Below are 24,896 nucleotides of genomic sequence, written 5' to 3'. Positions count from 1 at the left end.
TTGGATGACACGCCCGTTTTTTGTGCCGATTTAGTCTTTCTTGCGTTTGCCGTGCGGTTTTTTCTTACCGAAGCCACCCGCTTTGCTGCGTGGGGTTTTGGGGCGGTTATGCCCTTCGCGTTGCCGGGTGGGGGCACCCCCGTTGCGGCGGCCCTGATAGCGGCGGGAGGATTCACGCATCCGGCTCTGGGTGCGGAGCACCTGCTCAATCCATTCATCCAGAATGGCAGCGTTCCGTTCAGCTACGATGAGTTCCGGATAATTCTCCGGGAAGCGCATAGCCAGCCACCGCCATGTTACAAGGCGGCGATGGCGTTTCTCAGCTCGTTCCAGCTCCTCCCGTCCGGCGGTGGCGGCAGCGGGAAGGCGGCCCGTGCCGGGTGGGAAGATGCGCTGACCACGGGCATGGAGGGCGGCCCATTCCACAAGGCGGGGGATGCCGTTGTCCCGTGTGTTGATCGGGCACATGGCGTAGGTCCAGCGGGTGGAGAGGTCCAGCCCGTCCACACCTTCCAGCGCAGCGGCGATTTCCAGCGCCTGCTCCATGTCGGCCAGACGGTAATTGGGGTCATCCGGGCGGAGGACAGCCCGCTTGATGCGGGTCAGCACACCGTAGAGACTGTCTGATTCCATTTCCTGCGCCACGGCCTGCACGATGTCAGCATCGGGCTGGACGAGGGGGCGGAGCTCCAGCGTGGGTTCTGGCGGGGCATCCAACATGTGGCGGATGAAGCTGGGGCGGCCTGCGCCTTCCAGCACACAGACCAGCCCTTCCTCATGCTTGCCGAAACGGCCTGCACGGCCACCGATCTGCTTGACTTCCTGCGAGACAAGATTGCGGGTCTGCCGTCCGTCATATTTGCGGAGCGTGCTGAACACCACCCGGCGGATGGAGAGGTTGAGCCCCATGCCAATGGCATCGGTGGCAATGAGGATATCGGCCTCACCCCGGTTGAAGCGTGCTGCCTCGGCACGGCGGACCTCTGGGCTGAGGGCACCGTAAATGACGGCAACACGGCGGTTATGGGCCATCAGCTCGGCCCGGAGGTCCAGCACATCCCGCCGGGAGAAGGCGATGAGGGCATCACCGGCCCGCAGGTCTGTTAGGGCTAGCGTCCCGGCGGGGCGGAGGGGGCTTTTGCGCTCCAGATGGATCTCATCGACCGGGTCGTTGCAGAGTTCGGCGATGCGCTTGACGAGCGGGATGCAGTCTGCGGCTCCGAGAATGAAGACATGCCGTGCCGGAACCCCCATGATAGCCGCTGTCCATGCCGCTCCCCGGTCCGGGTCGCTGAGCATCTGGGCTTCGTCGATGATGGCCACATCGACAGGGTTGTTGAACGGGCACATCTCCACCGTGGCGGCAAGATGGCGGGCTGTGGGGTCGATGATGCGCTCTTCCCCAGTCGTCAGCGAGGCGGGGACACCCCGGCTGAGCATGGCTTCCCGGAACTCATGAGCTAGCAACCGCAGCGGGGCAAGGGCCAACCCGCTTTCTGCCTGTGCTAGGGCCTCCAATGCCGTGTGGGACTTGCCGGAATTGGTCGGGCCGGTCACGAGCGTGATGCGGCGGTTGAGTGCTCGGGCGGTGCGGAAATGGGCAGCGAAGCGGTCCAGTGCGGCTACACGGGCGATGGCGGCATTGCCCTTGCGGGCCTGCGGGCTGTCATCATAGCCATCATCGTTTTTCTGCCCCGAACCACGCCGCCAGCTATTGAGCAGGGGGCGGCATTTTTTCAGCTCGGCGGGGTCGAAATAGAAAATTTCCAGTCCGTCCGGCTGCGTGTCCCGTTTGGCGATGGGAAGGCGGTTTTCAGCAATCCAGCGCAGGGCTTCCCGGCGGGAACAGTGCAGTAAGGCTGGGACTTTCTCGAAGCTGACAAGGGTAGCTTCCCAGTCCTTAATTTTTTGAAGTTCCCGCGCCCGGCGGGCTTCGGCCTTGGCGCGGATGTCTTCCTGCTCCCGTGCCCGGCGTTCTTCCTCAAGGATCATTTCATCCTCGAAGCCAAGGTCCACGCCGCCAAAGGCTCGGGCAATGCTGTGGGAGAGCCGTTCAATCTGCGTGCCGGAGAGGAAGGTGCCGACATCGGCCAGATCGGCCCGCATGTCATCCAGAACACGCAGGGGGGTATCGGCCATGTCCCGCCAGCGTTCTTCCAGCACGCTTTCCAGTACGGCACTTTGGCCGTCTTCATTAATCAGCGGGTCGCTGATGCGTTCGGCGGCTAGAAGGACATCCGCCTTGCGGACCCACACATCCCCGTTGCGGTGGGCCCGGTTCATCATGCCATTGGCCCAGCTGCGGCGGCGGACCTGGCAAAGCGCATGGAGCAGCTCAGCTTCGTTGATCTCTGTTTTGTCCGCTCCTAGCCGGCGGGCGACCTGCCGTAGCAGGGCGGCACGCTCCCGGGGGGTGATGGCCAGATGCGCCCCGAAGGCAGTTTCGGCCTGCTCAAGGGCCCGTTCTGCCGGGGAAGAAGGGGGGATGGAGGATGGGTCATGGGGCTGGGAACTGTCTGTCATGCTGGTGTTTTCAGGAGCGCAGGGCAGGGAAGTCAAGAGAAAAGGGGGGATGCTGTCCCGTTTCTGGTGACAATCGGGTAAAAGGAAGGCATGTTGTTAGCCATATTGGTCGGTGTCCCCGGTTGCCGGGAGATGCCGTTTCCTGTTGACTAACCGAATGTGATTTTTACATTTTTGGAGATGAAGACGGATCATGAGCACGCCTTACCCCGCTGAATCCGCCCCCACACCTGTGATTGATGAGCCGCTGACCGGCCTTGTTCCTTTTGAAGGGCATGAGGGCCAGTATCGCCTTGCCGAGCCGACAAAGGAATATAGTCACCTTTATCCGGCTAAGGTTCAACAGGTCCATCATTGGACGAACCGCCTTTTCAGCTTCACTACGACTCGTGACCCCGGTCTGCGTTTCTCTAACGGCCAGTTTGCGATGATTGGTATCGAGGTAGAGGGCAAGCCGCTGCTGCGTGCCTACTCCTTGGCTTCTGCCAATTATGAGGATCAGATGGAGTTCCTCTCCATTGCTGTGGAGAATGGCCCGCTGACCTCCCGGTTGCGCCACGTCAAGGTAGGCGACACGGTGCTGATCGGCCGTAAGCCGGTGGGGACCCTGTTGCTGGATAATCTGAAGCCGGGCCGTAACCTGTATTTCCTTTCCACCGGGACAGGCCTTGCACCGTTCCTGAGCCTCATCAAGGACCCGGATGCTTACGATCGTTACGAGAATGTGATTCTCACTCATACGGTGCGTGAACGTGGCGAGCTGGCCTATCGTGATTACATCACGAACATTCTGCCCAAGCATGAGTTCCTCGGTGAGGATGTAGCTGCCAAGCTGAAATATTATCCGGCTGTCACCCGTGAGGAGTTCCCCGTGCAGGAGCGCATCACGGCTCTCATCAATAATGGGCGTATCTTCCGTGATCTGAACATTGATGAGCTAGACCCCGAGCATGACCGTGTGATGATTTGTGGTTCTCCGGAGATGTTGGCCGATACCCAGAAGCTGCTTGAAGAACGTGGCTTTGAGGAAGGCAATATGAGCCGTCAGGGTTCTTATGTAGTCGAGAAGGCTTTTGCCGAGCGGTAAGCTGTAGCTATCCGTTAAGCGGGCAGGTTCGGGAGGGTACGAACGGACGGTGTGAGGGCAAGGCTTCCTCACGCATCGTTGAAGCCCCCCAGACCTGCCCGTTCTGCTATCTGGTAGAAACGGGTCATGCGGATGCAGGGATAATCGGAGCCTGCTGCTGCCAGTAGGTGGAGCGGCAGGCGGGAAGGGATGCTATGCAGGATTATGATCTTTTCGTGATTGGTGCAGGTTCAGGCGGGGTGCGTTGTGCCCGCATTGCCGCCCAGAATGGTGCCCGTGTGGGCATTGCCGAACGGAGGCACTGGGGCGGGACCTGCGTGAATTTGGGCTGTGTGCCCAAGAAGCTGATGGTCTATGCCGCAGAAACGGGCCGAATGATTGAGGATGCACCAGCCTTTGGGTGGGACGTGCAGCGTCCATCCTCATTCGACTGGTACAGCTTTATCGCCGCTAAGGATCGGGAGATCGAGCGGTTGAACGGCATCTATATTTCCATGTTGGAGAAGGCCGGTATCGACCTCTACACGGGCGATGCCAAATTGCTTGATGCGAACACGCTGGAGATTGGCCCTTCCGTTCTAGCACCGGAGGTCCCGGTCCAGCGTATCCGGGCTAAGACGATCGTTCTTGCCACGGGCTCCACGCCGGTGCGGCTGGATATCCCGGGGAGTGAGCTGGCCATCACATCTGATGAGCTGTTCCACCTGCCGGAGCGTCCCCAGAAGGTCGCCATCATTGGTAGTGGTTATATTGGGGTGGAGTTCGCCGGGATTTTGGCGGGCATGGGGTCTCAGGTCGATCTGTTCTATCGCCAGCCTCTCCCTCTGCGTGGGTTTGATGAAGAAGTCCGTACCCATCTCAAGGAGCTGATCGACCTGCACGGCATTACCCAGCACCCGGGGACTACGCCGGTCCGTCTGGAAGATATTGGCGGGGGCAAGGCTGTCCGCCTGGTAACGGATGATGGAGTGTCCTACGAGGTCGATGCCGTCATCATGGCAACAGGCCGCCGGGCTGCTGTAGATTCGCTAGGGCTTGAGGCCGCAGGCGTGGCGATGGAGAAAGGGCATGTTGTGGCTGGGGTGGATGGCAAGACCAATGTGCCGTCTATCTATGCCATCGGGGATATTAGGGACCAGTACAATCTGACCCCCACCGCCATTGCAGAGGGCCACATGCTGGCCGAGCAGCTCTTCAACCCGCAAGGGCGGACATGGTCTTTCGAGACTCTGCCAAAGGCGGTCTTTTTCTCATCCCCTGTGGGTGTCGTGGGGCTGAGCGAGGAAGAAGCAGCCAAAGACCACGACCTTGCCATCTATACCTCTCGCTTTACGCCTATGCGTCAGACATTGCCGAAACGGGCAGGCAAGATCCTGATGAAGCTGGTGGTAGACCGTCACAGTGATGTGGTGTTGGGGGCGCATATGGTCGGGCCGGATGCGCCAGAGATCATCCAGATGCTGGCCATTGCCGTTACGGCAAAGCTGACCAAAAAACAGCTGGATCAGACCGTGGCTCTGCATCCCAGCACGGCGGAAGAGTTTGTGACCATGAGGACGCCCACTCGTCTGGTAGACCGCCACTAAACAGACAGCAGGAGGAGAGGGCGGATCATGAGCTGGCTTAAGTTACAGCCGAATACTCTGAGTGCCGTCCTGTTCTCCCTGCGGACGACCATCGCTTCGCTCGTGGCTCTGGCTATTGCCTTCTGGATGGAAATGGGATCGCCCCAATGGGCGGCCATGACGGTTTGGATCGTAGCGCAAAACTCCCGTGGGATGAGCCTTTCCAAGGGGCGGTGGCGTATTGCTGGAACGCTGCTGGGCATGGTGGGGGGTATCAGCCTGATAGCGGTGGCCCCGCAGCATCCGTGGATTTTCTTTGTTCTACTGGCGGGGTGGGTCGGTTGGTGTACCGGCATGGCCTGCATGCTGGAAAATTTTCGGGGCTATGCGATGGTGCTGGCCGGTTATACCGGGGCTATCATTGCCGTTGGGGCAGCAGAGCAACCCGATCAGGTCTTTTATATCGCCATGGCGCGAGGGTCTTATATCCTGCTGGGTGTCGTGTGCGAGATGGTGGCAGGAATGGTCACCGTGCCAGGAGCCGACCGGCTGGCCCGTGCGGACCTTCAAAAGCGCATGGCCACTCTGCTTAGCGAGACGGCTTCTGCGTTGGCCCTCGTCCTGCGTCGGGATGAGCGAGGCGTGGCAGAGATGACCCGGATTCTTGGCTCATTGCAGGGGCTCAATGATCAGCTTGAGTTCATCCGTATTGATTCCCGCCATGCTGGTGAGGAGGCTGATCAGGCCTATGTGACGCTTGAACGTGTGTCTTTCGTTCTGGCTCGTGGCGTGGGGGTCCGGTCCCGGCTGGCTTCGGCACCACATCTGCCAGGCCGGCTGGCCGTGGGGTTGGAGCGTGTCGCTGGAGAGCTGGATGATATAGCGGCTTTGCTACGGCAGGACGTGGCCCATGTTATGGATGGGCTAGGGCAGCTCGAGACGATGCTTCAAGAAAATCATGCGGAGCTGGAACGCTGCCTGCCAAGGGATGATGAGGATGCTCTCCAGCAGAGTATTGTCGGGGTTGGTGTGGAGATCATGCTTATTGATTTCCGCTCCGCTGTGGAATCTCACTATGCTGGCTTGCGGAAGATACCGGGGCAAGAACGGCATCGCATAAAGCGTAGGGCCGATGGGAGGCTTGCCGCCATCAACGCTATCCGTGCAGCCGTGGCTATATTGATTGGTGCTCTGGTGTGGGAGGTGACTGCCTGGTCTTATGGTGGGGCTTATATGAGCCTGCTTAGTGTGGTCTGTGCCCGTTTTGCCATCATGAACAATATGATTCTGGTCAGTAAGTATTTCTTCTATGGGGCGGTGTGTTCGGTGCTGGCTAGCATTATTCCGGTTTTTCTGATCATGCCCATGAGTTCCGAATATGCCGTATTTGCTCTGCCCTTTTCTGTACTGATGTTTCTAGGTGGGCTGGCCCTGCGTGTGCCGTCCTTGGCAGGTATTGCAGCGTCCTACGTTAATTTCTTTCCGTGGATCATGGGGCTGGATAATCAGGGGCGGGTTGATGAAGTGACATGGTTCAACCAGTCCTTTGTGTTGCTTCTAGCCTTGTTGAGCGGGATTCAGGTTTTCCGTACGGTTCTGCCGTTCTCTGTAACGCAGGCATGGGCGCAGTTGCGGCGGCAGCTGGTTAAGGAAATTCAGAAGCTGAAAGAACCGCTAAGGGGCCGTGCCCAGACCCAACGTCTCTGGACAAACGAGACAACATTGCGAATGGAGCAGATCATCCGCTTTGCAGGGCAGATTCCACAGAATGAGATTGATAGTATGATCCGTGGTACGTTGGCCGTTATGACGGTCGGGCGTAACCTGCTGACCTTGCGGGACCTTGTTACGCTCGGTCGCCTGCCCCCTAGTGCCTTGAAGGCAGGGGAGCATATGGTGAGGGATATTATCCATCTCACAGAGCAGGGGCGGGAGGATAACCCGATGACATCCGAGCAGTTCCTACAGGAGCAGACTCATCTGGAGATGGTCTTCCATGGTAGTCGGGCTTTTTCCCGTCGGCGTGATCTGGCGGCCGGGATAGGCTGCCTTAGGATCATTCGTTTTGAGTATCAGACAAGCCGAACCTTCTTCTTGCAGGGCGGTAAGGCTTCCGTGCTGGAGCCTGCAGCTTGATAAAAAACCCCGCCTTTCCCGTGGGGAAAGGCGGGGCCTGTGTGATTTAGAACGAACAGTTATAGAAGGCCGCTCGGATCAGAAACCATTGCCACGAGGGGCGACCCAGCCGTTGCCAGTGGCATCACCCATCTGACCGCTCTGGACAGGATTGGTATCCTGATAGGAGCTACCGAACTTGCCGAGATTGCTGCCTGTGACGGCATCACGGTTGGAACGGAGATGGGCCTCGTGATCGGGGTCTGGGCCGTTTTCAAATTCCGTTGAAGGCACATCTTGATAGCCCGGCGGCGGTGGGCGGTGCCCCCGTGCATGGAAGTGTTCACCACCTTTAGAGGTGTTCTTCTGTGCTTCCTGCTTGGAAGAGGACGTGGGAGTATCCTGATAAGGCGTGTTAAAATGGACTGTCTGGGCCACGGCGGAGGGGGCAGCAGCTGGAACAAGAGCTGCAAAACCAAAGGCCGCCGTTACCGCTGTCAGCCATTTGAAAGAAGAAAGGTGCGAAGCCATGTGTGTTCTGTTCCTGTACCGATAGGGGTGCTTCTTTCCTCCATATATCCTTTGAGAGGGTATGATGATCAAGCTTTTTCAGGGTAAAATGATGATGAAGCTGCAATGCGGCCATGGCACGAGGCCCGGCTACACAGGGGCGGCTTGAATAATTTTCAGCCTACTCTACCATTGGAGTAGCATTTCGGTCATAAAATCGCCCATTACAGTTACGGGTCCAACCAGTATCCACGGACGGCCTGATGAGAAAAAGGCCGCTTCCCTCGTCGCAGGAGAACAAGATGCAGCAGTCAGACGGACATAGCAGTACGGCGGAATGGTCACCGGCCAGCTGGCGTACGCGCCCGATCCGTCAGGCCCCACACTATGAGGATGGGGCCGCCCTTGCCGCCGTGGAGGAACGCCTGCATGGCTATCCGCCCCTCGTTTTCGGAGGTGAGGCACGCCGCCTGAAAGAGCGTCTCGCTGCGGCATCCCGGGGGGAGGCGTTCATCCTTCAGGGTGGCCCCTGTGCTGAAAGCTTTGGTGAATTCACGGGAGATATCATTCGGGATACGTTCCGGGTGTTGTTGCAGATGGCCGCCGTGCTGACCTATTCTGCCAAAGTACCTGTGGTGAAGATCGGGCGTATGGCCGGGCAGTATGCCAAGCCTCGTTCATCCGATATCGAAACACGGGACGGTGTGGAGCTGCCCTGCTATCGTGGTGATAACGTCAACGGCCCAGAATTTACGGCAGAAGCCCGCAAGCCCGATCCGGCCCGTATGGAGATGGGGTATTTTCAGGCAGCGGGTGTGCTGAATCTGTTGCGGGCCTACTCCCGTGGTGGCTTTGCTAACCTACATGAGGTCCATCGCTGGAATCTGGATTACGTCCGCAATTCCCCACAGGGGGAGCGTTATGAAGAGCTGGCGTCTCAGATTGAGGGTACGCTGGCCTTCATGAAGGCCTGTGGGGTAGAGGATAACGCCCCGCAGTATGATGAGGTGGAGTTCTATACCTCTCATGAGGCCCTACTCCTGCCCTATGAGCAGGCTTTGACCCGTGTAGATGAGGCAACAGGCCGCCATTATGGTCTTTCGGCCCATTTCCTATGGATCGGCGATCGTACCCGCCAGCCGGGCGGGGCGCATGTGGAGTTCCTGCGAGGGGTGGATAATCCGATCGGCATCAAGGTTGGACCAACCACGACCATTGAGGACCTTCAGAAGCTTCTGGAAATCCTCAATCCGGAGGATGAGGCCGGACGTATCACGCTGATTTCCCGCATGGGGCATAGCAAGGTGCGTGATCTCCTGCCGCCGTTGTTGGAGGCCGTGCGTAAGACAGGCCGGACCGTCACATGGATCTGCGACCCCATGCATGGCAACACCACGACATCATCCAACAAATATAAGACCCGTGCTTTTGCGCATGTTCTGGATGAAATCATGGGCTTCCTGGAAGTGTTTGAGCAGGCCGGGGTAACGCCGGGTGGCATTCATCTGGAGATGACAGGGAGTGACGTTACAGAATGCACGGGCGGCCCACGTTGCCTGACAGACGCTGACCTGCCTGCCCGTTATAGGACATTCTGTGACCCCCGCCTGAATGCCGAGCAGTCTCTGGAGATTGCCTTCCAGCTTTCAGACCGGTTGAAGCGCATTTTTGAGAAACGCTGAAGGCCTCTGCCAAGAGGCAGCACTGGCCCAGTTCTTTCAGGGAGAGACAGCGTGGTGAGTTGGAAACAAGCTCTTGAGCAGGCTCATAGCCCGAGGGAAGTACTGGATATACCTCAGATTGAGGGGCGAACGGATGCCTATTTCCTGCGGATGCGGGATATTGTCAGCCAGTTTGGTGACTGTCGGGTGACCTATGCTGTGTTTGTGCGTCGTCCGGTTGTGGCGGCGTATGGGCTCGCCCTGCAATGGGTGCAGAATGTCGCCCATCATCAGGGGTTCCCTGTTGAGATCACGGAAGTGCATCCAGAAGGCACATGGGTCGGTGCGGGTGACCCGCTTTTCTATCTGACGGGCTCTTTAGTCTCTTTGGCCCCGTTGGAAACCTTGCTGCTTCAGAAGACGGGTGCGGCCTGTGTGGCGGCGCATAATGCCTATCAAATGGCTCTTGCTTTGCCAGAAGTTCCTTTTCTGGCGATGGATGCCCGCCACTGTGCCGGTGGCGAGATGCAGGAGCTGATGGCCTATGCCGCCGCTGTGGGGTCTCGGGCTGCACAGCAGGAGGGGGCTGTCGGGTTCATTGGTAATGCGAACCACGCTACGGCAGGTTTCTTCGGGCAGGAGCGGGGACTAGGGACTATGCCTCATGCCTTTATCGGTTATGCAGGCTCTACCCTGCGGGCAGCGGAAATGTATGTGGAACGCTTCCCCGATGAACCTCTGACTGTTCTGGTGGATTATTTCGGGCAGGAAGTGACGGACATGCTGGAAGTCTGTCGTCGCTTTCCAGACCGTGCAGCAGCAGGTGAGTTGAGCGTGCGGCTGGATACGCATGGCGGCCGCTTTCTCGAAGGGCTAGACCCACAGCGTTCTTATGAGGTGCTGGAGCGCCATACGCCGGGCACCATTCGCCGTTATCGGTCGGAAAAAGAGCTGCGCTACTTGGTCGGAACAGGTGTTTCCGCTGCTGCCATCTGGCGGATGCGGGAAGCGCTGGATGAAGCAGGCTTCCCGAAGGTGAAGATTGTCGTATCCTCGGGCTTTGGTATTTCCAAATGCATGGCTATGCATGATGCGTCCGCTCCGATTGATATTGTGGGGACAGGCTCGTTCCTGCCGGACCGCTGGTCAGAAACCTATGCCACGGCTGATATTGTCTCTTATGATGGCGAACCACGTGTGAAGATCGGGCGTGAATTCCTTCTTCAGAAAATTCAGGAAAGGACCGGATGATGAATGACGAGGATAGAGAAGCTAGACGGGCTTTCATCAATGGCATCCGGGGAGGAGGAAGCGACCAGAGTACCGAGGAGGCTGCACAGGCAGAGGCCGAGGCAACCGTAAAGCAGGCTGATGATGGTTGGGTCGTCCGTATTCTGGATCAGTCTGGTGCCAGTGAGGGCGATGATGACGTGGTGGAGGAGGTGAAAGGCTTTCTCGACCTTGCCCATGCCAACGCTTTTGCCCGTGCGTATGTGCGGGACAGCATCGAGCGATGCCGTGTCCCCGGTGCGGCAGATAGGGATGTGTTGCAGAGCTGGTTCGCCTTTGGTGAGAATGCCGAGGTTGTAGATGCAGGTGAGGAAGGCTGGAAGTCCAGCACGGAGCTAGATGATTTTGCCTCCAGCCCGGCCACCCCGATGGAACGGGACTGGCGGACGTTGGACCCTCGCCGCCTTGTGAGTGATGAAGAGCTGGCAGGCCCGCCTGACGAGAATGATCAGGATGAAGATGATGACGATGCCTTCGTGGCGGAAATCATCCGGCACCGCCAGCAGGAGCAGTGAAAGCGTTCCTGAAGATCAGCCTTATGGATGGCAGGGGGATTACCCCCCCCGTTGAAAGAATGAGAACAGAGTACGGTATGAAAGTACGTTTTGCCCCCTCTCCGACAGGGCATCTTCATGTTGGTAATGCCCGCCTTGCCGTAGCGAACTGGTTGTTTGCGCAGCGGCATGGTGGTCAGTTCCTACTGAGGATGGACGATACGGACACTCAGCGTGGCAATAAGGCCTATGAGGAGGCCATCCGCCGAGACCTGGAATGGTTGGGGTTGAGCTGGGATGAATATGCCAGACAATCCGAACGTCTGGCCCGCTATGAGGAAGTGATCGAACATCTCAAAGCAACGGGGCGGCTTTATCCCTGCTTTGAGAGCGAGCTGGAGTTGAAATACAAGCGGGAGCAGCGTTTGAGGGCAGGGAAGCCCCCGCTGTATGATCGCTCCATGCTGAAAATGACCGATGAACAGCGTGCTCGGGCAGAAGCTAACGGTAAGGTGCCTTACTGGCGTTTTAAGCTAAGCGGTGCCACCCGTCATTGGCAGGACCTCGTGATGGGGGATTGCCATGTGAAGCTGACAGCCGTCTCAGACCCTGTTCTGGTACGGGCGGATGGCAGTATCCTCTACACGCTGGCCTCCGTGATTGATGACCTGGATATGGGCATCACTCACATTCTGCGGGGTGAGGACCATGTGACCAATACAGGCGTGCAGCTCGATATTGCAGAAGCTCTGGGCGCAAAAGAGGGGCACTTCACTTTTGGGCATCTGCCGCTTTTGCTGGGGCAGGATGGCGGGAAACTCTCCAAACGTCTGGGCGGGCTGGCTCTTTCCACATTGCGGAATGATGGCATAGAACCCCGTGCTCTCGTTGCTTATTTGGCCCGCCTAGGCAGCTCGGATGACCCGCAGGTGGCCTCTAGTATGGATGAGATCGTGAAGAGCTATGACATTAGCCATGTGTCCCGCTCTGCAGCCCGGTTTGATGTGCCTCAGCTTCTGGGGCTGAATCGTCGTGTCCTGCATGGCATGTCTTACGAGGACATTCGCCCGCAGTTGCCCGAGGGAGCTGATGAAGCGTTCTGGCTGGCCATTCGGGGCAATATTGATCTGTCTGTCGAGATTGCCCATTGGTGGGCTGTCGTAAAAGGCCATATTGTGGCCCCGTCCCAGCCGGAAGAAGCGGATTTCCTGCGTGAGGCCGCCCGCCTTCTGCCAGAAGAGCCGTGGGATAATACGGTCTGGAAGCGTTGGATTGATCTGCTGAAGGTGGAAACCGGCCGTAAAGGCAAGGCTCTGTTCCTGCCGCTGCGTCTGGCCCTTACAGGGGAAGATGCAGGGCCGGAGTTGGCGGCTCTTCTGCCGCTTATGGGCCGGGAGCGTGTGCTACTGCGCTTGAGGGATGCCGTGCAGCATTAAGGGCTTCTTTTGCCGGGATCGGCCTGTGGTTAGGTCGTCCCGGAGGGAGGGTCATCCGATACTGTGATCGGTTCTTCATCAGCGGCAGGGAGCGGGTCCGGGGATGTCACGTGGAAGAGGCTGAAGTCCACTTCCATCAAGCCCCGCTCGGTCTCTTTGAGGAGGCTGACGAACCGTGCGCCGTAGAGTATGTCCTGCGCTGCATAAGTGTGGTTGGCGAACACATCCTGCGCTGAAACAGGGTCAGTTGCGTTGAGGATGAGGAAGATGCGGGCTTGTTGTGCCTCGAGCGTTGCCCGATCCAGCCCATAGAGCGGGCTGTTCTCTGTGATGCTATGGGAGAAAGAAAGGCTGACCGGGAAGACCGGGAAGTGACTGTGCCCTAGCGTCAGCGGTTCTAGCTGGAGCGATGTATGACCTCGCTCATCGGAGCGTGTGCGGGCTAGGATAGCCTCAATACTGGTGTTCATCAGGGGGGTTTTACGGAGATTCCCTAACCGGAAATTGAGCTTTGTAATGTCTCCGTCCTGAAATATTGTCACCATGTTGCTAAACAGGACCCGAGCATGAGGGCGGGAGAAGCGGGCAAAGACAAGCCCAGTAATGATGGCGGTTGAGATCGTCCCGATCAGCATTTCAAGTGTGGCAAGGGTATTGGCGGCAAATCCCTGCGGATAGATATAGCCATAGCCAACCGTGGAAAGGGTCTGGGCACTGAAGAAGAAATCCCCCCAGAAGTGACCCGCTTTCACGTTGCTCAACCCATGTGGCAACAGATAGAAACCGAAGCTGAATAGCAGGTTGAGCAGCAGATAGGCTGCTGTCACCGTGGCAAAAAAGGTCATCCAGCCCATGGTCAGGCAATTATGATACATGTCCCCTAGAAGGTGGCCACGTGTCTTCCTGCGTGTAACGATGTTCAGGACGTTGTCCTGCGAGAGAAGGCTCATCCCCGGTGCTGATTGCACTGGTTTGTGCGGGTGGAGTAGAGCCTCTGGCAGTTTAATATGCATGGCATTCTAAGGACGGTTGAAGGAAGGGGCAGCGTACCCTGCCCGACAGCGTGCCGGGCAAGAGTGGCATCATTTTGTATGGCGTATCTTTCGTGCCCGTGAAAGTTCACTGACGACACCATGCAGTGTCCGCAATTCCTGCTCGGTGATTTCGCCACGGGCGAACAGATGGCGTAGATTGCGGATCATCCCCGGGCGTTTCTGCTCGTGGTGCAGAAAGCCACATTCATCAAGATCCCGCAGAAGGTGGGTCATGAAGTTTTCGACCTCACCTTTCGTAGCGACATGTGTCTCATTGGTCATGAGATACTGCTCGGGCACGGTATCTTCTGTCAGATACCATTCATAGGCCATAACAAGCACGGCCTGAGCCAGATTGAGCGACATGAAACGGGGGTTGAGTGGATAGCGGATGAGCGTATCGGCCCGGGCCATGTCTTCATTATCCAGCCCTGCCCGTTCTGGGCCGAAGAGGATACCGCTTTTCAGTTTCCGGCTGCTGGTAGCTCGCAGCTCTGCCGCAGCACCACGAGCCGTCATGACCGGCTTGATGATATGGCGAGGGCGGGGACAGGTGGCAAAAACACGGTGTAGATCGGCGATGGCATCATCGACTGTTTCGAAGACTGTGGCTTCCTCAAGAATGCGATCAGCCCCGGAGGAGGCATACCAAGCACGAGGTTGTGGCCAGCCATCACGCGGGGCCACGAGGCGGAGGTGGAATAATCCACCATTAGCCATGGCCCGGGCTGTAGTCCCAATATTTTCAGCCAGTTGAGGGCGGACAAGAATGACAACGGGGTCAAAAGGAGCGGGTGGGGCCAGATCGGCCCCGCCGTTACGGCCTGTCATGGGGTATATTATCCTTTCCGCCAGATTGTACCGGCTGGGCCATCTTCCAGCAGGATGCCCTTTTCTGCCAGATCATTGCGTATCTGGTCAGCCAGAGCAAAGTCACGGGCCTTACGGGCCGCAAGGCGCTGTTCAATCAGGGCCTCAATGGCGGCGGGATCAAGTTCTGTGCCTCCCTGGAACCAATCAGCTGGGCTCATGGTAAAGAGGCCCAAAAGTTGTCCCCCAGCGAGGAGAAGATTTGCAGCTTCCTGTTGGCCGTCTAGTGCAGCATCGGCATAGCGGTGAAGCACGCTGAGAGCCAGCGGCGTGTTGAGGTCATCACAAAGAGCATCCAGTACATCAGCCGGGATGGCATCTGTTGCTGTGGGTGTGGTTTTTTCCAGTGCCCGGTAGAAGCGGTCCATGATGCGGCGGGCTTCGTCCAGCTTCTCCCACGTAAAATCAAGCGTGGAGCGGTAATGCGACCCGAGGAAAAGCAGGCGCAGGGCCTCTGCCGGGGTGCGGTCTAGTACTTCATGGATGGTGTGGAAATTACCCAGCGACTTGGACATTTTCTCCCCGCCGGAAAGCAGCATCCCTGTATGGAGCCAATGGCGGGCAAAATGGCTGTGAGGGTAGCAGCAGAGAGACTGCGCCCGTTCATTTTCATGATGGGGGAAAAGTAGGTCATTCCCGCCGCCATGAATATCGAAACTTTCCCCGAGGTAACGTTCAGCCATGGCGGAACATTCGATGTGCCAGCCGGGGCGGCCACGACCATAGGGACTATCCCAACCCGGTTCATCCTCGCTGGAGGGTTTCCAGAGGACGAAGTCCCCGGGGTTACGTTTATAGCCGGCGACTTCCACACGGGCCCCGGCCTGCATATCGTCTAGCGAGCGGCCAGACAGGGCGCCGTAGCTGGGGAATGACGTGACATCAAAAAGCACATGCCCGTCTGCTTCGTACGCATGGCCCTGCGTGATGAGACGGTCGATCATTTTCAGCATATCAGGAATATGCTGCGTGGCTCTGGGTTCAATAGTGGGGGGTAGGATGTTCAGAGCGGCGAGATCGTCGTGAAAATCCTGTGTGGTACGTTCTGTCAGGCTGGCGATGTCTTCATTATTGTCTCGGGCCCGCTGAATGATTTTGTCATCAATATCGGTGATATTGCGGACATAGGTAACCTGCGGGTAGAGCGCACGGAGCAGACGGACAAGCACGTCTGCACTCAGCATGGAACGTAGATTACCAAGATGCACCCGGTCATAGACGGTCGGTCCACAGAAATAGAGGCGGACATTGGTGGCATCATCGGGGGTGAAAGGGACAGTCGAACGCTGATGGCTATTATGAAGCCTCAAGCCGGACTGGGTGGACATCGGGTCTGAATTGCTCTGCTGCGTGCTCATGTCTGTTCAATGCGACAGAGATGCGTCTGGTGCAACAGGGAAATCACTCTTTAGCACTTGCGCTTTGGGTTATATGCGATAGAGACAAACTCATGTCCGCACCAAGAATGAAACATATCGCTCCTGCTGTGGGGATGTCCGTTCACATCCGCACTTTGATTCAGGTTGGTTTGCCTCTGGCTCTCTCTCAGCTTTCGGAGATGGCTATGGGGGTGACTGATACTATCTTGTTGGGAAGCCTCGGGGTGGACGCTGTGGCCATTGGGGGGATTTCCAATAATTTCTTCTTCACGACCATGATTTCTTTTCAGGCCGTGCTGGGTGGAGTCGGTGTGCTGCTGTCTCATGCCCGTGGCGGGGTGGAGCATGGTCATGGGGAAGGCCATGATAGACGGAGCATCATCAGTGCGGGGGCCGTGTTGGGCCTGCTGGCATTCATTCCCTGTTTGATCCTGTTGCTTTGTTCTAGTCGCATATTCGGGCTGATGGGTGAGCCGTTCATGGTGACGGAGCAGGGCGGGCAGTTCATCAATGTGCTGCTTTATGCGCTCTTGCCCAATCTGGTTCTGCTAGGGTTATGCCGTGTGGCATTGCCGTCGCTTGGGGCAGAATCCCTGTTGCTCTGGACGATGCCTGTCATGGCCTTGTGTAATGGGGTGCTGAATGCGGCCCTGATACATGGTTGGTTTGGGCTGCCTGCCTATGGCTTGTTTGGGTCCGCTCACGCCACGATGCTGACAGGCTGGGCCATGAGCCTCGTTCTTTTACTCCTCTGCCTCTGGCGGCCTAGCTTACGGGGGCTGTTAAGGCCGGTGCGGGTACGGTGGCCTCTTCTAAAGGAGCTTCTGATACTGGGCCTGCCCATGATGATTACGGCGGCCTCTGAGCTTCTTTTGTTCCAGATCACGACACTGAATGCCGGAAGGTTGGGAACGCGCAGCCTTGCAGCGCATCAGGTGGCATTGAACACTATTTCTCTCTTTTTCATGGTCTGTCTGGCCATTGGGCAGGCTGCGAATGTGCGGGTTGCCTATTGGCGGGGGGCGAAAAAAACGGCGGAGGCCTGTCGCGCCTCTAGTGGTGCCCTGTTGCTCGTATTGGGCTGGACCATCATGACAGGGTTGGTTCTTATGCTAATGCCCGAGGTTGTGGCCCGTCTTTATTATACGGGCGCCCCGCCAGATGTCGGCACGTTTACTACGACGGTTCTGTTGCTGAAAATTGCTGGGATTTTTCAGATCGTGGATGGGGTGCAGGCAGTTTGCAACGGGGCGTTGCGGGGCTGTGGGGATACGTTCATCCCTATGGTTATTAGCATTGTTAGCTATGGGGTTGTGGGTATTGGGTTGGGATACTGGCTGGCTTTCCGATGGGGGTACGGTGTGCAGGGTCTATGGATTGGGCTTGCCGCAGGGCTGGGCATAACCGCTTTTGCCCTTGGGGGGCGGCTTTATCTGCTGCTGTATCGCACGGCCGCAACCCAGCCTTAAAAAGGCCACTTGCCGTGATGCCCTGTGGGAGGATAGGTAATCTGGAACATTGTTCAGGAAGGCGCATGGTGTGTTCGACCATTAAACCCTAGGCTGACTGAATCTGGGGTGTCATCCCTCCTTAATTCGTTTGAAAAAGGGGGTGTGGTTCCGTATGGTCGGGCGTCTCAGCGTATTAAAAGAACATGAGCGATCTGGTTGGTCAGATGCTTTGCGAAGGCAGTAGTGCCTGCGTGTCTGGGGGCGGGCTCTGCGGGGTTGCGTATCGTCCCAGTAGGTGGAAACAGGAGCGTGCATGAAGCTGCCCGGAGTATTTTCTTTTAGGTCCCGTGGGGCCCCATGGCTGGGTCTTGCTTTGCTGATGGCCCCAGTGCGAGGCTGGGCCAGCATTGGGGCGCCGAGCTTCCCTCTAGCAGGGGCCTATTTCCCGGCGTGGCTTATATGCTTGTTTATAGGTGCAGTCGGTGCTGCCCTGCTGCGGCTGGTTTTCATGATCCTGCATGTGGATGGTCTGTTGCGGTACCATCTGGTGACCTATCTCTCCATGGGTACGATGCTGGGGTTGATTGCTTGGCTTCTTCTCTACGGGCAATAAGGGCGGTTTCATGAAAAAAGAACGGATTAAAGGCCGCTTCCCGGTGGGAAGTGCGATTGCGATGGCCACTTTGGTATGCGCTCTTCTGGGTGTTCTTTATGTGGATCACCAGTCAGGGCAGCACCCCAATAGTGATAGTGCCGTTATTTATACGGAGAGCGTGCATGTTGCCGCTCTGGTGGGGGGACGCCTCCAGACGCTTTCCGTCCGGGATAATCAGGTCGTCCATAAAGGGGACCTTCTCTACCAGATCGACCCGGAGCCATATGAGATTGCTCTGCACAAAGCTGAGGCAAGCGAGACGCAGGCACAGGCTGATCTGAATGATGCACGGCGTGCGCTGGCTGTACGTATGGCCAATGCGGCGAGCAACGAGCGCAGGCGGCATCAGGCAGAAGATGAGAAGGACCTTGCCTGGCGTACGGTAACCCGCCTCAAGCCGCTGGCAGAGCAGCATTATGTGTCTTGGCAGGTTTATGACCAGGCCGTGACGAAGTTTAACTCTGCTGTGGATGCATTGGCGGAAGCTCAGCATGAGCAGCAGGCCAGTCAGGTTGCCATTGGTGACGTAAAACACGCCGAGGCCATGCTTCAGGAGGCATCCGTTGCGGTGGAACATGCCCGCTACGAGCTGCGGCAGACCCGTGTTTCGGCTGATATTGATGGCTATGTGACCAGCCTGAATGTTCGGGAAGGTGAGGTGCTGGCTGCCAACCAAAATCTGTTCACTTTGGTTTCCAAAGACGAATGGTATGCTTTGGCCCCGATCCGGGAAATCAATCTGAAGCCTGTCCACCCGGGTGCCTGCGTGACTGTTTACTCCATGATCGACCGTAGTAAGGCCATTCATGGTGTTGTCGAAAGTATTGGCCGTGGTGTGCTGACCGACTACATGAAGGAAAGTGACCGTGGGGTGCCGTATGTCGAGCGGCAGATGGACTGGGTGCATATCGCCCAGCGCTTCCCTGTGCGTATCAAGATTGATCACGCTCCTGAATATCTGATGAGACTGGGTGCAACAGCCAACGTGGAAATTCTCCATGGTGCTGCCTGCCATGCTTAAACCCTATTATGACGCCTTCATGCGTCTATGGCGGCTGATCATAAGGCCAACCCGTGGACGTACGGCCCTTGCCTTGCGGACTGCCATACTCTGTATGGTGGTCGTCCTCATTGGCGAGATTTGGCAGCTCCCCATGTTGACCTTGCTAACCCTTACACTGGGGGCGCTCTGGCAAGGGAACAGGGTGGCGAACATGAAGGTATCTGTCATGTACGTCATCTTCTTTTCTGGCGTGACGGGTGTTCTTTATGTAGGCGTTGCTACGACAATTAATAATTTTTTAGCGACACTGATCTTCAATCTTATACTCAGCTTCATTTTTTTCTTTCTAAGTACAACAACTATTCTTGGCATGATCAGTGTTATTGGTGGGTTGATCCTATCCTATATGCTGGTATCGCTGGATAGTGTGCAGAATGGCGATAGCATCGCCCGCCTTGTTCTGTCTGCGTGGCGTGTGTTCCTCATCATTGGTGGTATGATTGCTTTTCTGGGAAGCTGCCTTTCGCCTTCGCCAGAGCACGTTTTGACAGATCAGATTATTGAGCGGCTGCGCCTATCGGCAAAATGTTTGGGGCGGAGGGGGGAAGGGCGACCGATCCCTCAGGCGTGGCAGGATGCTGTCATGGATACTGTGGGCGAGGGGGTCAGTGGCATGTTTGGCCTGCTCGGGGCTGCTACTGTAGAGCAGCGCTGGAGCACAGAGGATCTATCCTATCTGCGCCGCGCCGCCCTAAATAGCTTTGGCATTTTGCAATTTGTTGAACGCTGCTTGAAGCCCCATGTGCCCATTTCTCGGGAAGATTGTACCTATTTGGCAGGTCGCCTGAATGAGGTGGCCGATTATTTTGAAACAAACGGTCGCCCTGTTGATATGGAAGGCCCTCAGGTCTGTTCAGGTGAGATTACGCAGGAAATAGAGCGTCTGCTGAACGAATTTGAGAAGCCACTGACCGCCGAAGAGGTGCAGTTGCCTTCTGGCCCTGCCGGTAATGCCGCCCCCCCCAAGAAGAAGCCGAGCTTCTTTCTTCCCGGGGCTTTTACGGACCGGGAACATATCCGTTATGCCGTTAAGGGTACTGTATCTGTCTGCATTGCCATCATCACATATAAGATGTTGAATTGGCCGGGTGTGCACACCTGCATTGTTACCTGCTTCATCGTCTCTCTACCAACGATGGGGGCTGTGTTGGACAAGCAGCGTCTGCGTATTGTCGGTGCCCTGATGGGCTGCTGCATGGCTATGGGGACTATCATATGGCTTATGCCGCATATGACGAATATAGCCGAAATCATGCTTGTTATGGGTGTGGTCATCTTCATCGGGGCATGGGTGAAGGCTGGTGATCAGCGTATTTCCTATCTTGGGTTGCAGATCATCGTAACCTTCACATTGTCCGATCTCGCCAAATATACCCCTATAACAGATCTGACTGTCCCGCGTGATCGTATCATCGGTATTCTGATCGGCTTGGCTATTACCTATGTCGTGCATACTTTGTTCTGGCCCCACAGTGCGATGGGCGGTGCTCTGCAAAAGTTGAAGGCTCTTGATGGCTTGCTGGCGCAGGATGTGACGGATTGGAATCAGGATCAGCGTCTACTACAGGCCGCAAAGGTGCAGGAAACGGCTAGCGGCGCCATGAGTCAGCTGCGGCAGGTTATGATAGAACCAGCGGCCATGCGCCCGACCAAGCATCGGATGCGGCAATATATGCTGTTTCTGCGGCGTGCTGTTGTAAGTGCTGGGTGCTTGTTCGGCGATATCGCTGTAAACCGGCAGAAACAGGCCCTCCGTCTAGGGCAGATTTTGAAGGGGGGGGAGGCCACTTCCCTTAACGAAGGAGGAGGTCTCTGATGGATGGTTTTGTGTGGAAACAGGACATGACGCAGGGAAAGATACAGGGGCGGTCTCATCAGACATCATCTCGTGGCAGTTGTCCTTCTATGAAGCAGGATGGAAGGCCGATGTGGCGCAGGGCCGCACTGGTTTGCACTGTTCTTCTCTGTGGTAGTGCACTAAGCGGCTGCCAGACGACAGCTATGCAGAACATGCCTCTTGCGCCCGACCAGCCGTGGGCGGCACCGGTTGATGCAAACGGCCATATTATTGAGGGGCACGAACAAGGCGCACCGGGCCATAAAGGCGGCCGTATGTTGAAGATGCCTGCCGGGTACCGTTTATCTTCGGATCATGCCCTGCCACAGCCTGCTGCGCTGGGGACCGTTCAGGTAGACCATTCCTATAATCTGGTGGATCTGATCGACATGGCGCAGTCCATCAACCCTTCCACCCGTCAGGCGTGGGATGCTGCGAGAGAGAGTGCGGCAGAGACCGGCATTGCCCGTTCTGCCTATCTGCCTCATCTGACAGCGACCGCCCTAGGAGGCTATGGAGTTCTGGAGCCTCATAATCGTTTCCGGTCTGATGGGGTTAAGGTCAATACCAATACCCGTATTCATGGGACGTTGGAACGTCAGCAGGTAGGATTGGAATGGCTTCTCTTCGACTTCGGCAAGCGGCGTGCCGTTATGGAGGAAGCAACTCAGAAAAGCATCGGGCAGAACATCCTGTTTACGGGAGAACATCAAAAGGTCATTCATCAGGTAGCTTTGGCGTATTATCGGTATGCGGCAGCGTTGAATAACGTTTCGCTCGTGCGTCAGTCCCTCGAGAATGCCCATGCTATTGCTCGTGCAGCAGATGCAAATCTGCGCAACGGGGAAGGGACGGTCATTGATACAGCACAGGCCGAGCAGGCCGTGGCAGAGGCCGAGCTTGTATTGGCCCGGACGGAAGGTGATGTAAAAACCTATCGCCTGGAATTGCTGACAGCGGTTGGTTTGAATCCGTCCCAGCCTTTGCATGTCCAGACAGATACCGGGCGGAACATCCGTGTTGAGGATATCCGTCTCAGTGAAGACATGGTGCACGAGGCCGTGGGGCGTCGCCCGGATGTTCTGGCAGCCTATACGAGCTTGCGGGCCGCTCAAAGCGCAGTGGAAGGGGCCCGGGCTAGCTATAGGCCGCAGATATTCATGAGCGGTAATGTCGGGTACGGGTTTGATGATATCCGCCTCCGTAATCTGCCACTCGTGAATACGAATTCGCTTAATGACCGGGTTCATACGTTCGGAAGCCTGATTACAGCGGGGATTACCGTGCCCATCTATGATGGTGGTTTGCGCCGCAATCGCCTCCGTCAGGCGCATGAGCGGGAAGATAGTGCCCGTGCCGCCCTTCAGGATACGCAGAATAATGCGGTGCGTACCATTGTGAGTGCCGAGGCCATGCTCCATACGGGCATTACAGCCTATCAGGCCGCCCTGAGCCTTCAGAAGGCCAGTCAGACAGGCTTTGATGCCGCCCTGACAGCCTATCGCTCTGGTGATGGTACGATGACCCGTATGCTGGAACTGCAGAATACGTTGCTCAACGCTCGCTTGGCCGTTTCGGACAGTTATTACGGGATGCTGAGTGCTGCAGCTTCTCTGGCTTATGCTGCCGGTACGCTGGGTAGCAGCAGCGTTCTATCCGATATTGAAGGCTCATTGGAGGAAACGGCACCGGTCGTTCCCGTCTCCAACGGTCAGGCCCCCGGCTGAGGGGGTCTTGCCGGTTGGGTCATGCTTTGTGGCGGTGGGCAACGTATAGCGTGATGAAATAGATCAGCAGCCCACCGGCTGAGAGAATGGCACCCCCCCAGCCGACCGAGCCGATACCCAGGCCATTCTCCACGAGCATGGCCCCCAGAGATGCCCCCAGAGCATTAGCGATGTTGAAGGCTGAATGATTCAGTGAAGCAGCCAGTGTCTGGGCATCTCCGGCAACTTCCATAAGGCGGGACTGCATGGCCGGGCTAAGAATGACCGTGGCAGCGGGCAGAAAGAAACAGACGACCAGCATGGTAATGCTGGAGGGCAGGAAGAGCCAGAACGCAAGCATGAAGACGATGCTGCCAATCAGACTGAAAATGGTCGTACGGTCGAGGTTCCGGTCGATCATGGCCCCACCAAAGGAATTGCCTGCCACCATCCCGCACCCCCAGATGACCTGATAGAGCGTGATCATCCAATGATTGAGATGCGTCACTTGCCCTAGAGCGGATGTCAGAAAGGTATAGACGGCAAACATGCCGCCAAAGCCGATGGCCCCTGTTAGCAGGGTTAGTAGCACATGGGGGTTTTTGAAGGCTGTCAGCTCTGAAAGGGCATTGACGTTGGCCTGCGGGCGATCCGCTGGGATGAGGAACGCTACACCCGCTACACAGAGCAGCCCCAGTACGGAGAGAGCACCATAAATGGCCTCCCATGATATATACTGGGAAAGGAACGTGCTGAGCGGTGCGCCGATAACGGTGGAGAACATGATGCCAGAGAGCACCATGCTGATCGCCCGTCCACGTCGTGCCCGCTCCACCATGGAAGCCCCCGTCAGGGCGGCGATGCCAAAAAAGGCACCATGCGGCAGCCCCGTGATGAAGCGCATCACCTCAATAGGGAGCAGTGATGAGAACAGGATGGTGCCGATATTGCCAATGCAGAAAAGGGAAAGCAGAAGCAGCAATATGGTCCGGCGAGGCAGATGCGCCCCAGCGATGGCCATGATGGGTGCTCCCACCACAACCCCCAGTGCATAGGCTGAGATAACAGCACTAGCCTGCCCAACGGAAATATTCAGGGCATGAGAGAAAGCAGGCAGAATACCCATCATGCCGAACTCACCGGTGCCGATGGTGAATGTCCCTAGCATAAGGGCCGCAATGGCAGGGGCAACACCATGGGGTGGACGCAGGCGTGGGCCTGTAACCGTTTCGGTCGGCTCCATAAAGGGAGTTCTCCAGTCTGATTAGGGAGTCTGGGGTATAGGGGATATGGCCCTGTTTTTTCAATCTCCATCTAGGGGTAAAATGGTGGCGTACTGGGCGGGAGGTAGTGGCAGTTCTTGACAGTCCGTATGGCCTCGTGTAACGGCAGGTGCATTGCCGGGAATGTCGGATGGTCTGGCTGGAATGGTGCGTGCTGTGGCGCAGTGTTTCATAAGGCTCGTAGGCTGTTCCGTTCTTTCTGTTCTGCCTTAGGTGGAGGGGGAAGAGCCTACCGGTGCAACAAAGGGCCGCCGCACAGGTTCGCCGGTCTGAGAGAAATACGGGTTTAACCGATGTCAAAACGTCTTGAGAGCAAGTACAAAATTAACCGCCGTCTCGGCGTTAACCTGTGGGGCCGTGCTAAGTCCCCGGTGAACCGTCGTGAGTATGGCCCGGGCCAGCATGGTCAGCGTCGCCGTCAGAAGCCGTCTGACTACTCTGTTCAGCTGATGGCTAAGCAGAAGCTGAAGGGTTACTACGGTAACATCAGCGAGAAGCAGTTCCGTCGCTATTATGATGAGGCCGTGCGCCGCAAGGGTGATACCTCTGAGAACCTGATCGGTCTGCTGGAGCGTCGCCTGGATGCCGTCATCTACCGTCTGAAATTCGCCATGACACCGTTTGCTGCCCGTCAGTTCGTCAGCCACGGTCATGTGCTGGTTAACGGCAAGCGTGTCAACATCCCGTCCTACCTGGTGAAGGAAGGCGACGTGATTGAGGTGCGTGAGAAGTCCAAGCAGCTCGCTATCGTTCTGGATGCCGTGCAGAGCGCCGAGCGTGATGTGCCGGAATATATCGAAGTGGATCATCGCCAGATGAAGGGTTCCTTCATCCGTGTTCCGCAGCTTTCTGATGTGCCGTACCCGGTGCAGATGGAACCGAATCTGGTGGTCGAGTTCTACTCCCGCTAAGATACGGTCATTGGCTGTATATGGAG

19 protein-coding genes are annotated in these 24,896 nt (G+C 56.9%); 13 read left to right on the top strand and 6 right to left on the bottom strand.

Features of this window, described 5'->3' with window-relative positions:
* Positions 1-30 precede the first annotated feature (30 nt).
* The gene (locus tag CPA57_RS03105; RefSeq protein WP_182081364.1) at positions 31-2,523 is read right to left on the bottom strand and encodes a helicase-related protein; all 2,493 of its coding nucleotides are present in this window, start codon (positions 2,521-2,523) and stop codon (positions 31-33) included.
* 193 nt (positions 2,524-2,716) lie between these two features.
* Between CPA57_RS03105 and CPA57_RS03100 the strand changes: the two genes are divergently transcribed.
* The 3 genes from CPA57_RS03100 (at position 2,717) to CPA57_RS03090 (ending at position 7,311) form a co-directional block, all read left to right on the top strand.
* Complete coding sequence (locus CPA57_RS03100) at positions 2,717-3,610, top strand: ferredoxin--NADP reductase (RefSeq protein WP_077396597.1); 894 nt, start codon at positions 2,717-2,719, stop codon at positions 3,608-3,610.
* A 194-nt stretch (positions 3,611-3,804) separates the two neighbouring features.
* A complete protein-coding gene (gene gorA, locus CPA57_RS03095) occupies positions 3,805-5,196 on the top strand; it encodes a glutathione-disulfide reductase (protein WP_182081362.1) in 1,392 nt (463 codons plus the stop codon).
* A gap of 27 nt (positions 5,197-5,223) precedes the next feature.
* Positions 5,224-7,311 carry an FUSC family protein gene (locus tag CPA57_RS03090; RefSeq protein WP_182081360.1) on the top strand — a complete coding sequence of 696 codons (2,088 nt, stop codon included), beginning with the start codon at positions 5,224-5,226 and terminating at the stop codon, positions 7,309-7,311.
* Between the two features lie 78 nt (positions 7,312-7,389).
* Here CPA57_RS03090 and CPA57_RS03085 read toward each other — a convergent pair whose 3' ends face one another.
* Positions 7,390-7,821 carry a hypothetical protein gene (locus CPA57_RS03085; protein WP_182081358.1) on the bottom strand — a complete coding sequence of 144 codons (432 nt, stop codon included), beginning with the start codon at positions 7,819-7,821 and terminating at the stop codon, positions 7,390-7,392.
* 281 nt (positions 7,822-8,102) lie between these two features.
* On the opposite strand from CPA57_RS03085, the gene CPA57_RS03080 reads away from it, so the two are divergent.
* The 4 genes from CPA57_RS03080 (at position 8,103) to gltX (ending at position 12,681) form a co-directional block, all read left to right on the top strand.
* Positions 8,103-9,482, top strand: coding sequence for a class II 3-deoxy-7-phosphoheptulonate synthase (locus CPA57_RS03080; protein ID WP_182081356.1), 1,380 nt, complete (start codon positions 8,103-8,105; stop codon positions 9,480-9,482).
* Positions 9,483-9,632: 150 nt separating this feature from the next.
* The gene (locus tag CPA57_RS03075) at positions 9,633-10,712 is read left to right on the top strand and encodes a nicotinate phosphoribosyltransferase (RefSeq protein WP_229709253.1); all 1,080 of its coding nucleotides are present in this window, start codon (positions 9,633-9,635) and stop codon (positions 10,710-10,712) included.
* Positions 10,713-10,852: 140 nt separating this feature from the next.
* Positions 10,853-11,266 carry a hypothetical protein gene (locus CPA57_RS03070; protein WP_182081795.1) on the top strand — a complete coding sequence of 138 codons (414 nt, stop codon included), beginning with the start codon at positions 10,853-10,855 and terminating at the stop codon, positions 11,264-11,266.
* Positions 11,267-11,343: 77 nt separating this feature from the next.
* Positions 11,344-12,681: a glutamate--tRNA ligase gene (gene gltX / locus CPA57_RS03065; RefSeq protein WP_182081352.1), complete on the top strand. Its 1,338-nt coding sequence runs from the start codon at positions 11,344-11,346 to the stop codon at positions 12,679-12,681.
* Between the two features lie 29 nt (positions 12,682-12,710).
* Here the strand turns inward: gltX and CPA57_RS03060 are convergent, their stop codons facing one another.
* From CPA57_RS03060 to cysS, 3 genes are all read right to left on the bottom strand, one after another.
* Complete coding sequence (locus tag CPA57_RS03060; protein WP_182081350.1) at positions 12,711-13,694, bottom strand: ion channel; 984 nt, start codon at positions 13,692-13,694, stop codon at positions 12,711-12,713.
* Positions 13,695-13,763: 69 nt separating this feature from the next.
* A complete protein-coding gene (locus tag CPA57_RS03055; protein ID WP_077396605.1) occupies positions 13,764-14,546 on the bottom strand; it encodes an RNA methyltransferase in 783 nt (260 codons plus the stop codon).
* 8 nt (positions 14,547-14,554) lie between these two features.
* Positions 14,555-15,943 carry a cysteine--tRNA ligase gene (gene cysS / locus CPA57_RS03050; protein WP_407647553.1) on the bottom strand — a complete coding sequence of 463 codons (1,389 nt, stop codon included), beginning with the start codon at positions 15,941-15,943 and terminating at the stop codon, positions 14,555-14,557.
* 92 nt (positions 15,944-16,035) lie between these two features.
* On the opposite strand from cysS, the gene CPA57_RS03045 reads away from it, so the two are divergent.
* From CPA57_RS03045 to CPA57_RS03025, 5 genes are all read left to right on the top strand, one after another.
* Positions 16,036-17,433, top strand: coding sequence for an MATE family efflux transporter (locus CPA57_RS03045; RefSeq protein WP_229709202.1), 1,398 nt, complete (start codon positions 16,036-16,038; stop codon positions 17,431-17,433).
* A 295-nt stretch (positions 17,434-17,728) separates the two neighbouring features.
* Entirely contained in the window at positions 17,729-18,028 is a 300-nt protein-coding gene (locus tag CPA57_RS03040) for a YtcA family lipoprotein (protein ID WP_182081348.1), read from the top strand.
* A gap of 10 nt (positions 18,029-18,038) precedes the next feature.
* Positions 18,039-19,091: a multidrug transporter subunit MdtN gene (mdtN, locus tag CPA57_RS03035; protein ID WP_077396607.1), complete on the top strand. Its 1,053-nt coding sequence runs from the start codon at positions 18,039-18,041 to the stop codon at positions 19,089-19,091.
* On the top strand, positions 19,069-20,949 hold the full coding sequence (locus CPA57_RS03030; RefSeq protein ID WP_182081346.1) for an FUSC family protein: 1,881 nt from the start codon (positions 19,069-19,071) through the stop codon (positions 20,947-20,949). The genes mdtN and CPA57_RS03030 overlap by 23 nt, the downstream gene beginning before the upstream one ends.
* The gene (locus CPA57_RS03025; protein ID WP_182081344.1) at positions 20,949-22,697 is read left to right on the top strand and encodes a TolC family protein; all 1,749 of its coding nucleotides are present in this window, start codon (positions 20,949-20,951) and stop codon (positions 22,695-22,697) included. Before CPA57_RS03030 ends, CPA57_RS03025 begins: the two co-directional genes overlap by 1 nt.
* Positions 22,698-22,716: 19 nt before the next feature.
* On the opposite strand, the gene CPA57_RS03020 is transcribed toward CPA57_RS03025, so the two are convergent.
* Positions 22,717-23,919, bottom strand: a complete 1,203-nt coding sequence (locus tag CPA57_RS03020) for an MFS transporter (RefSeq protein ID WP_182081342.1) — start codon at positions 23,917-23,919, stop codon at positions 22,717-22,719.
* A gap of 333 nt (positions 23,920-24,252) precedes the next feature.
* Here CPA57_RS03020 and rpsD point away from each other — a divergent pair, with 333 nt between their 5' ends.
* Positions 24,253-24,870, top strand: coding sequence for a 30S ribosomal protein S4 (rpsD, locus tag CPA57_RS03015; RefSeq protein ID WP_077396611.1), 618 nt, complete (start codon positions 24,253-24,255; stop codon positions 24,868-24,870).
* Positions 24,871-24,896: the final 26 nt, after the last annotated feature.

This window comes from Bombella favorum (assembly GCF_014048475.1).
Classification (GTDB): domain Bacteria; phylum Pseudomonadota; class Alphaproteobacteria; order Acetobacterales; family Acetobacteraceae; genus Bombella; species Bombella favorum.
The sequence above is the reverse complement of the archived record's forward strand: the minus strand, read 5'-3'. Positions and strand labels throughout refer to the sequence as shown.

Coding starts and splice junctions, on each gene's coding strand:
- cysS (WP_407647553.1), bottom strand. CDS start 15,943: ATGAGCACGCAGCAGAGCAATTCAGACCCGATGTCCACCCAGTCCGGC.
- CPA57_RS03090 (WP_182081360.1), top strand. CDS start 5,224: ATGAGCTGGCTTAAGTTACAGCCGAATACTCTGAGTGCCGTCCTGTTC.
- CPA57_RS03075 (WP_229709253.1), top strand. CDS start 9,633: ATGCGGGATATTGTCAGCCAGTTTGGTGACTGTCGGGTGACCTATGCT.
- CPA57_RS03020 (WP_182081342.1), bottom strand. CDS start 23,919: ATGGAGCCGACCGAAACGGTTACAGGCCCACGCCTGCGTCCACCCCAT.
- rpsD (WP_077396611.1), top strand. CDS start 24,253: ATGTCAAAACGTCTTGAGAGCAAGTACAAAATTAACCGCCGTCTCGGC.
- CPA57_RS03085 (WP_182081358.1), bottom strand. CDS start 7,821: ATGGCTTCGCACCTTTCTTCTTTCAAATGGCTGACAGCGGTAACGGCG.
- CPA57_RS03060 (WP_182081350.1), bottom strand. CDS start 13,694: ATGCATATTAAACTGCCAGAGGCTCTACTCCACCCGCACAAACCAGTG.
- CPA57_RS03100 (WP_077396597.1), top strand. CDS start 2,717: ATGAGCACGCCTTACCCCGCTGAATCCGCCCCCACACCTGTGATTGAT.
- CPA57_RS03025 (WP_182081344.1), top strand. CDS start 20,949: ATGGATGGTTTTGTGTGGAAACAGGACATGACGCAGGGAAAGATACAG.
- gltX (WP_182081352.1), top strand. CDS start 11,344: ATGAAAGTACGTTTTGCCCCCTCTCCGACAGGGCATCTTCATGTTGGT.
- CPA57_RS03040 (WP_182081348.1), top strand. CDS start 17,729: ATGAAGCTGCCCGGAGTATTTTCTTTTAGGTCCCGTGGGGCCCCATGG.
- mdtN (WP_077396607.1), top strand. CDS start 18,039: ATGAAAAAAGAACGGATTAAAGGCCGCTTCCCGGTGGGAAGTGCGATT.
- CPA57_RS03080 (WP_182081356.1), top strand. CDS start 8,103: ATGCAGCAGTCAGACGGACATAGCAGTACGGCGGAATGGTCACCGGCC.
- gorA (WP_182081362.1), top strand. CDS start 3,805: ATGCAGGATTATGATCTTTTCGTGATTGGTGCAGGTTCAGGCGGGGTG.
- CPA57_RS03105 (WP_182081364.1), bottom strand. CDS start 2,523: ATGACAGACAGTTCCCAGCCCCATGACCCATCCTCCATCCCCCCTTCT.
- CPA57_RS03030 (WP_182081346.1), top strand. CDS start 19,069: ATGGTGCTGCCTGCCATGCTTAAACCCTATTATGACGCCTTCATGCGT.
- CPA57_RS03055 (WP_077396605.1), bottom strand. CDS start 14,546: ATGACAGGCCGTAACGGCGGGGCCGATCTGGCCCCACCCGCTCCTTTT.
- CPA57_RS03045 (WP_229709202.1), top strand. CDS start 16,036: ATGTCCGCACCAAGAATGAAACATATCGCTCCTGCTGTGGGGATGTCC.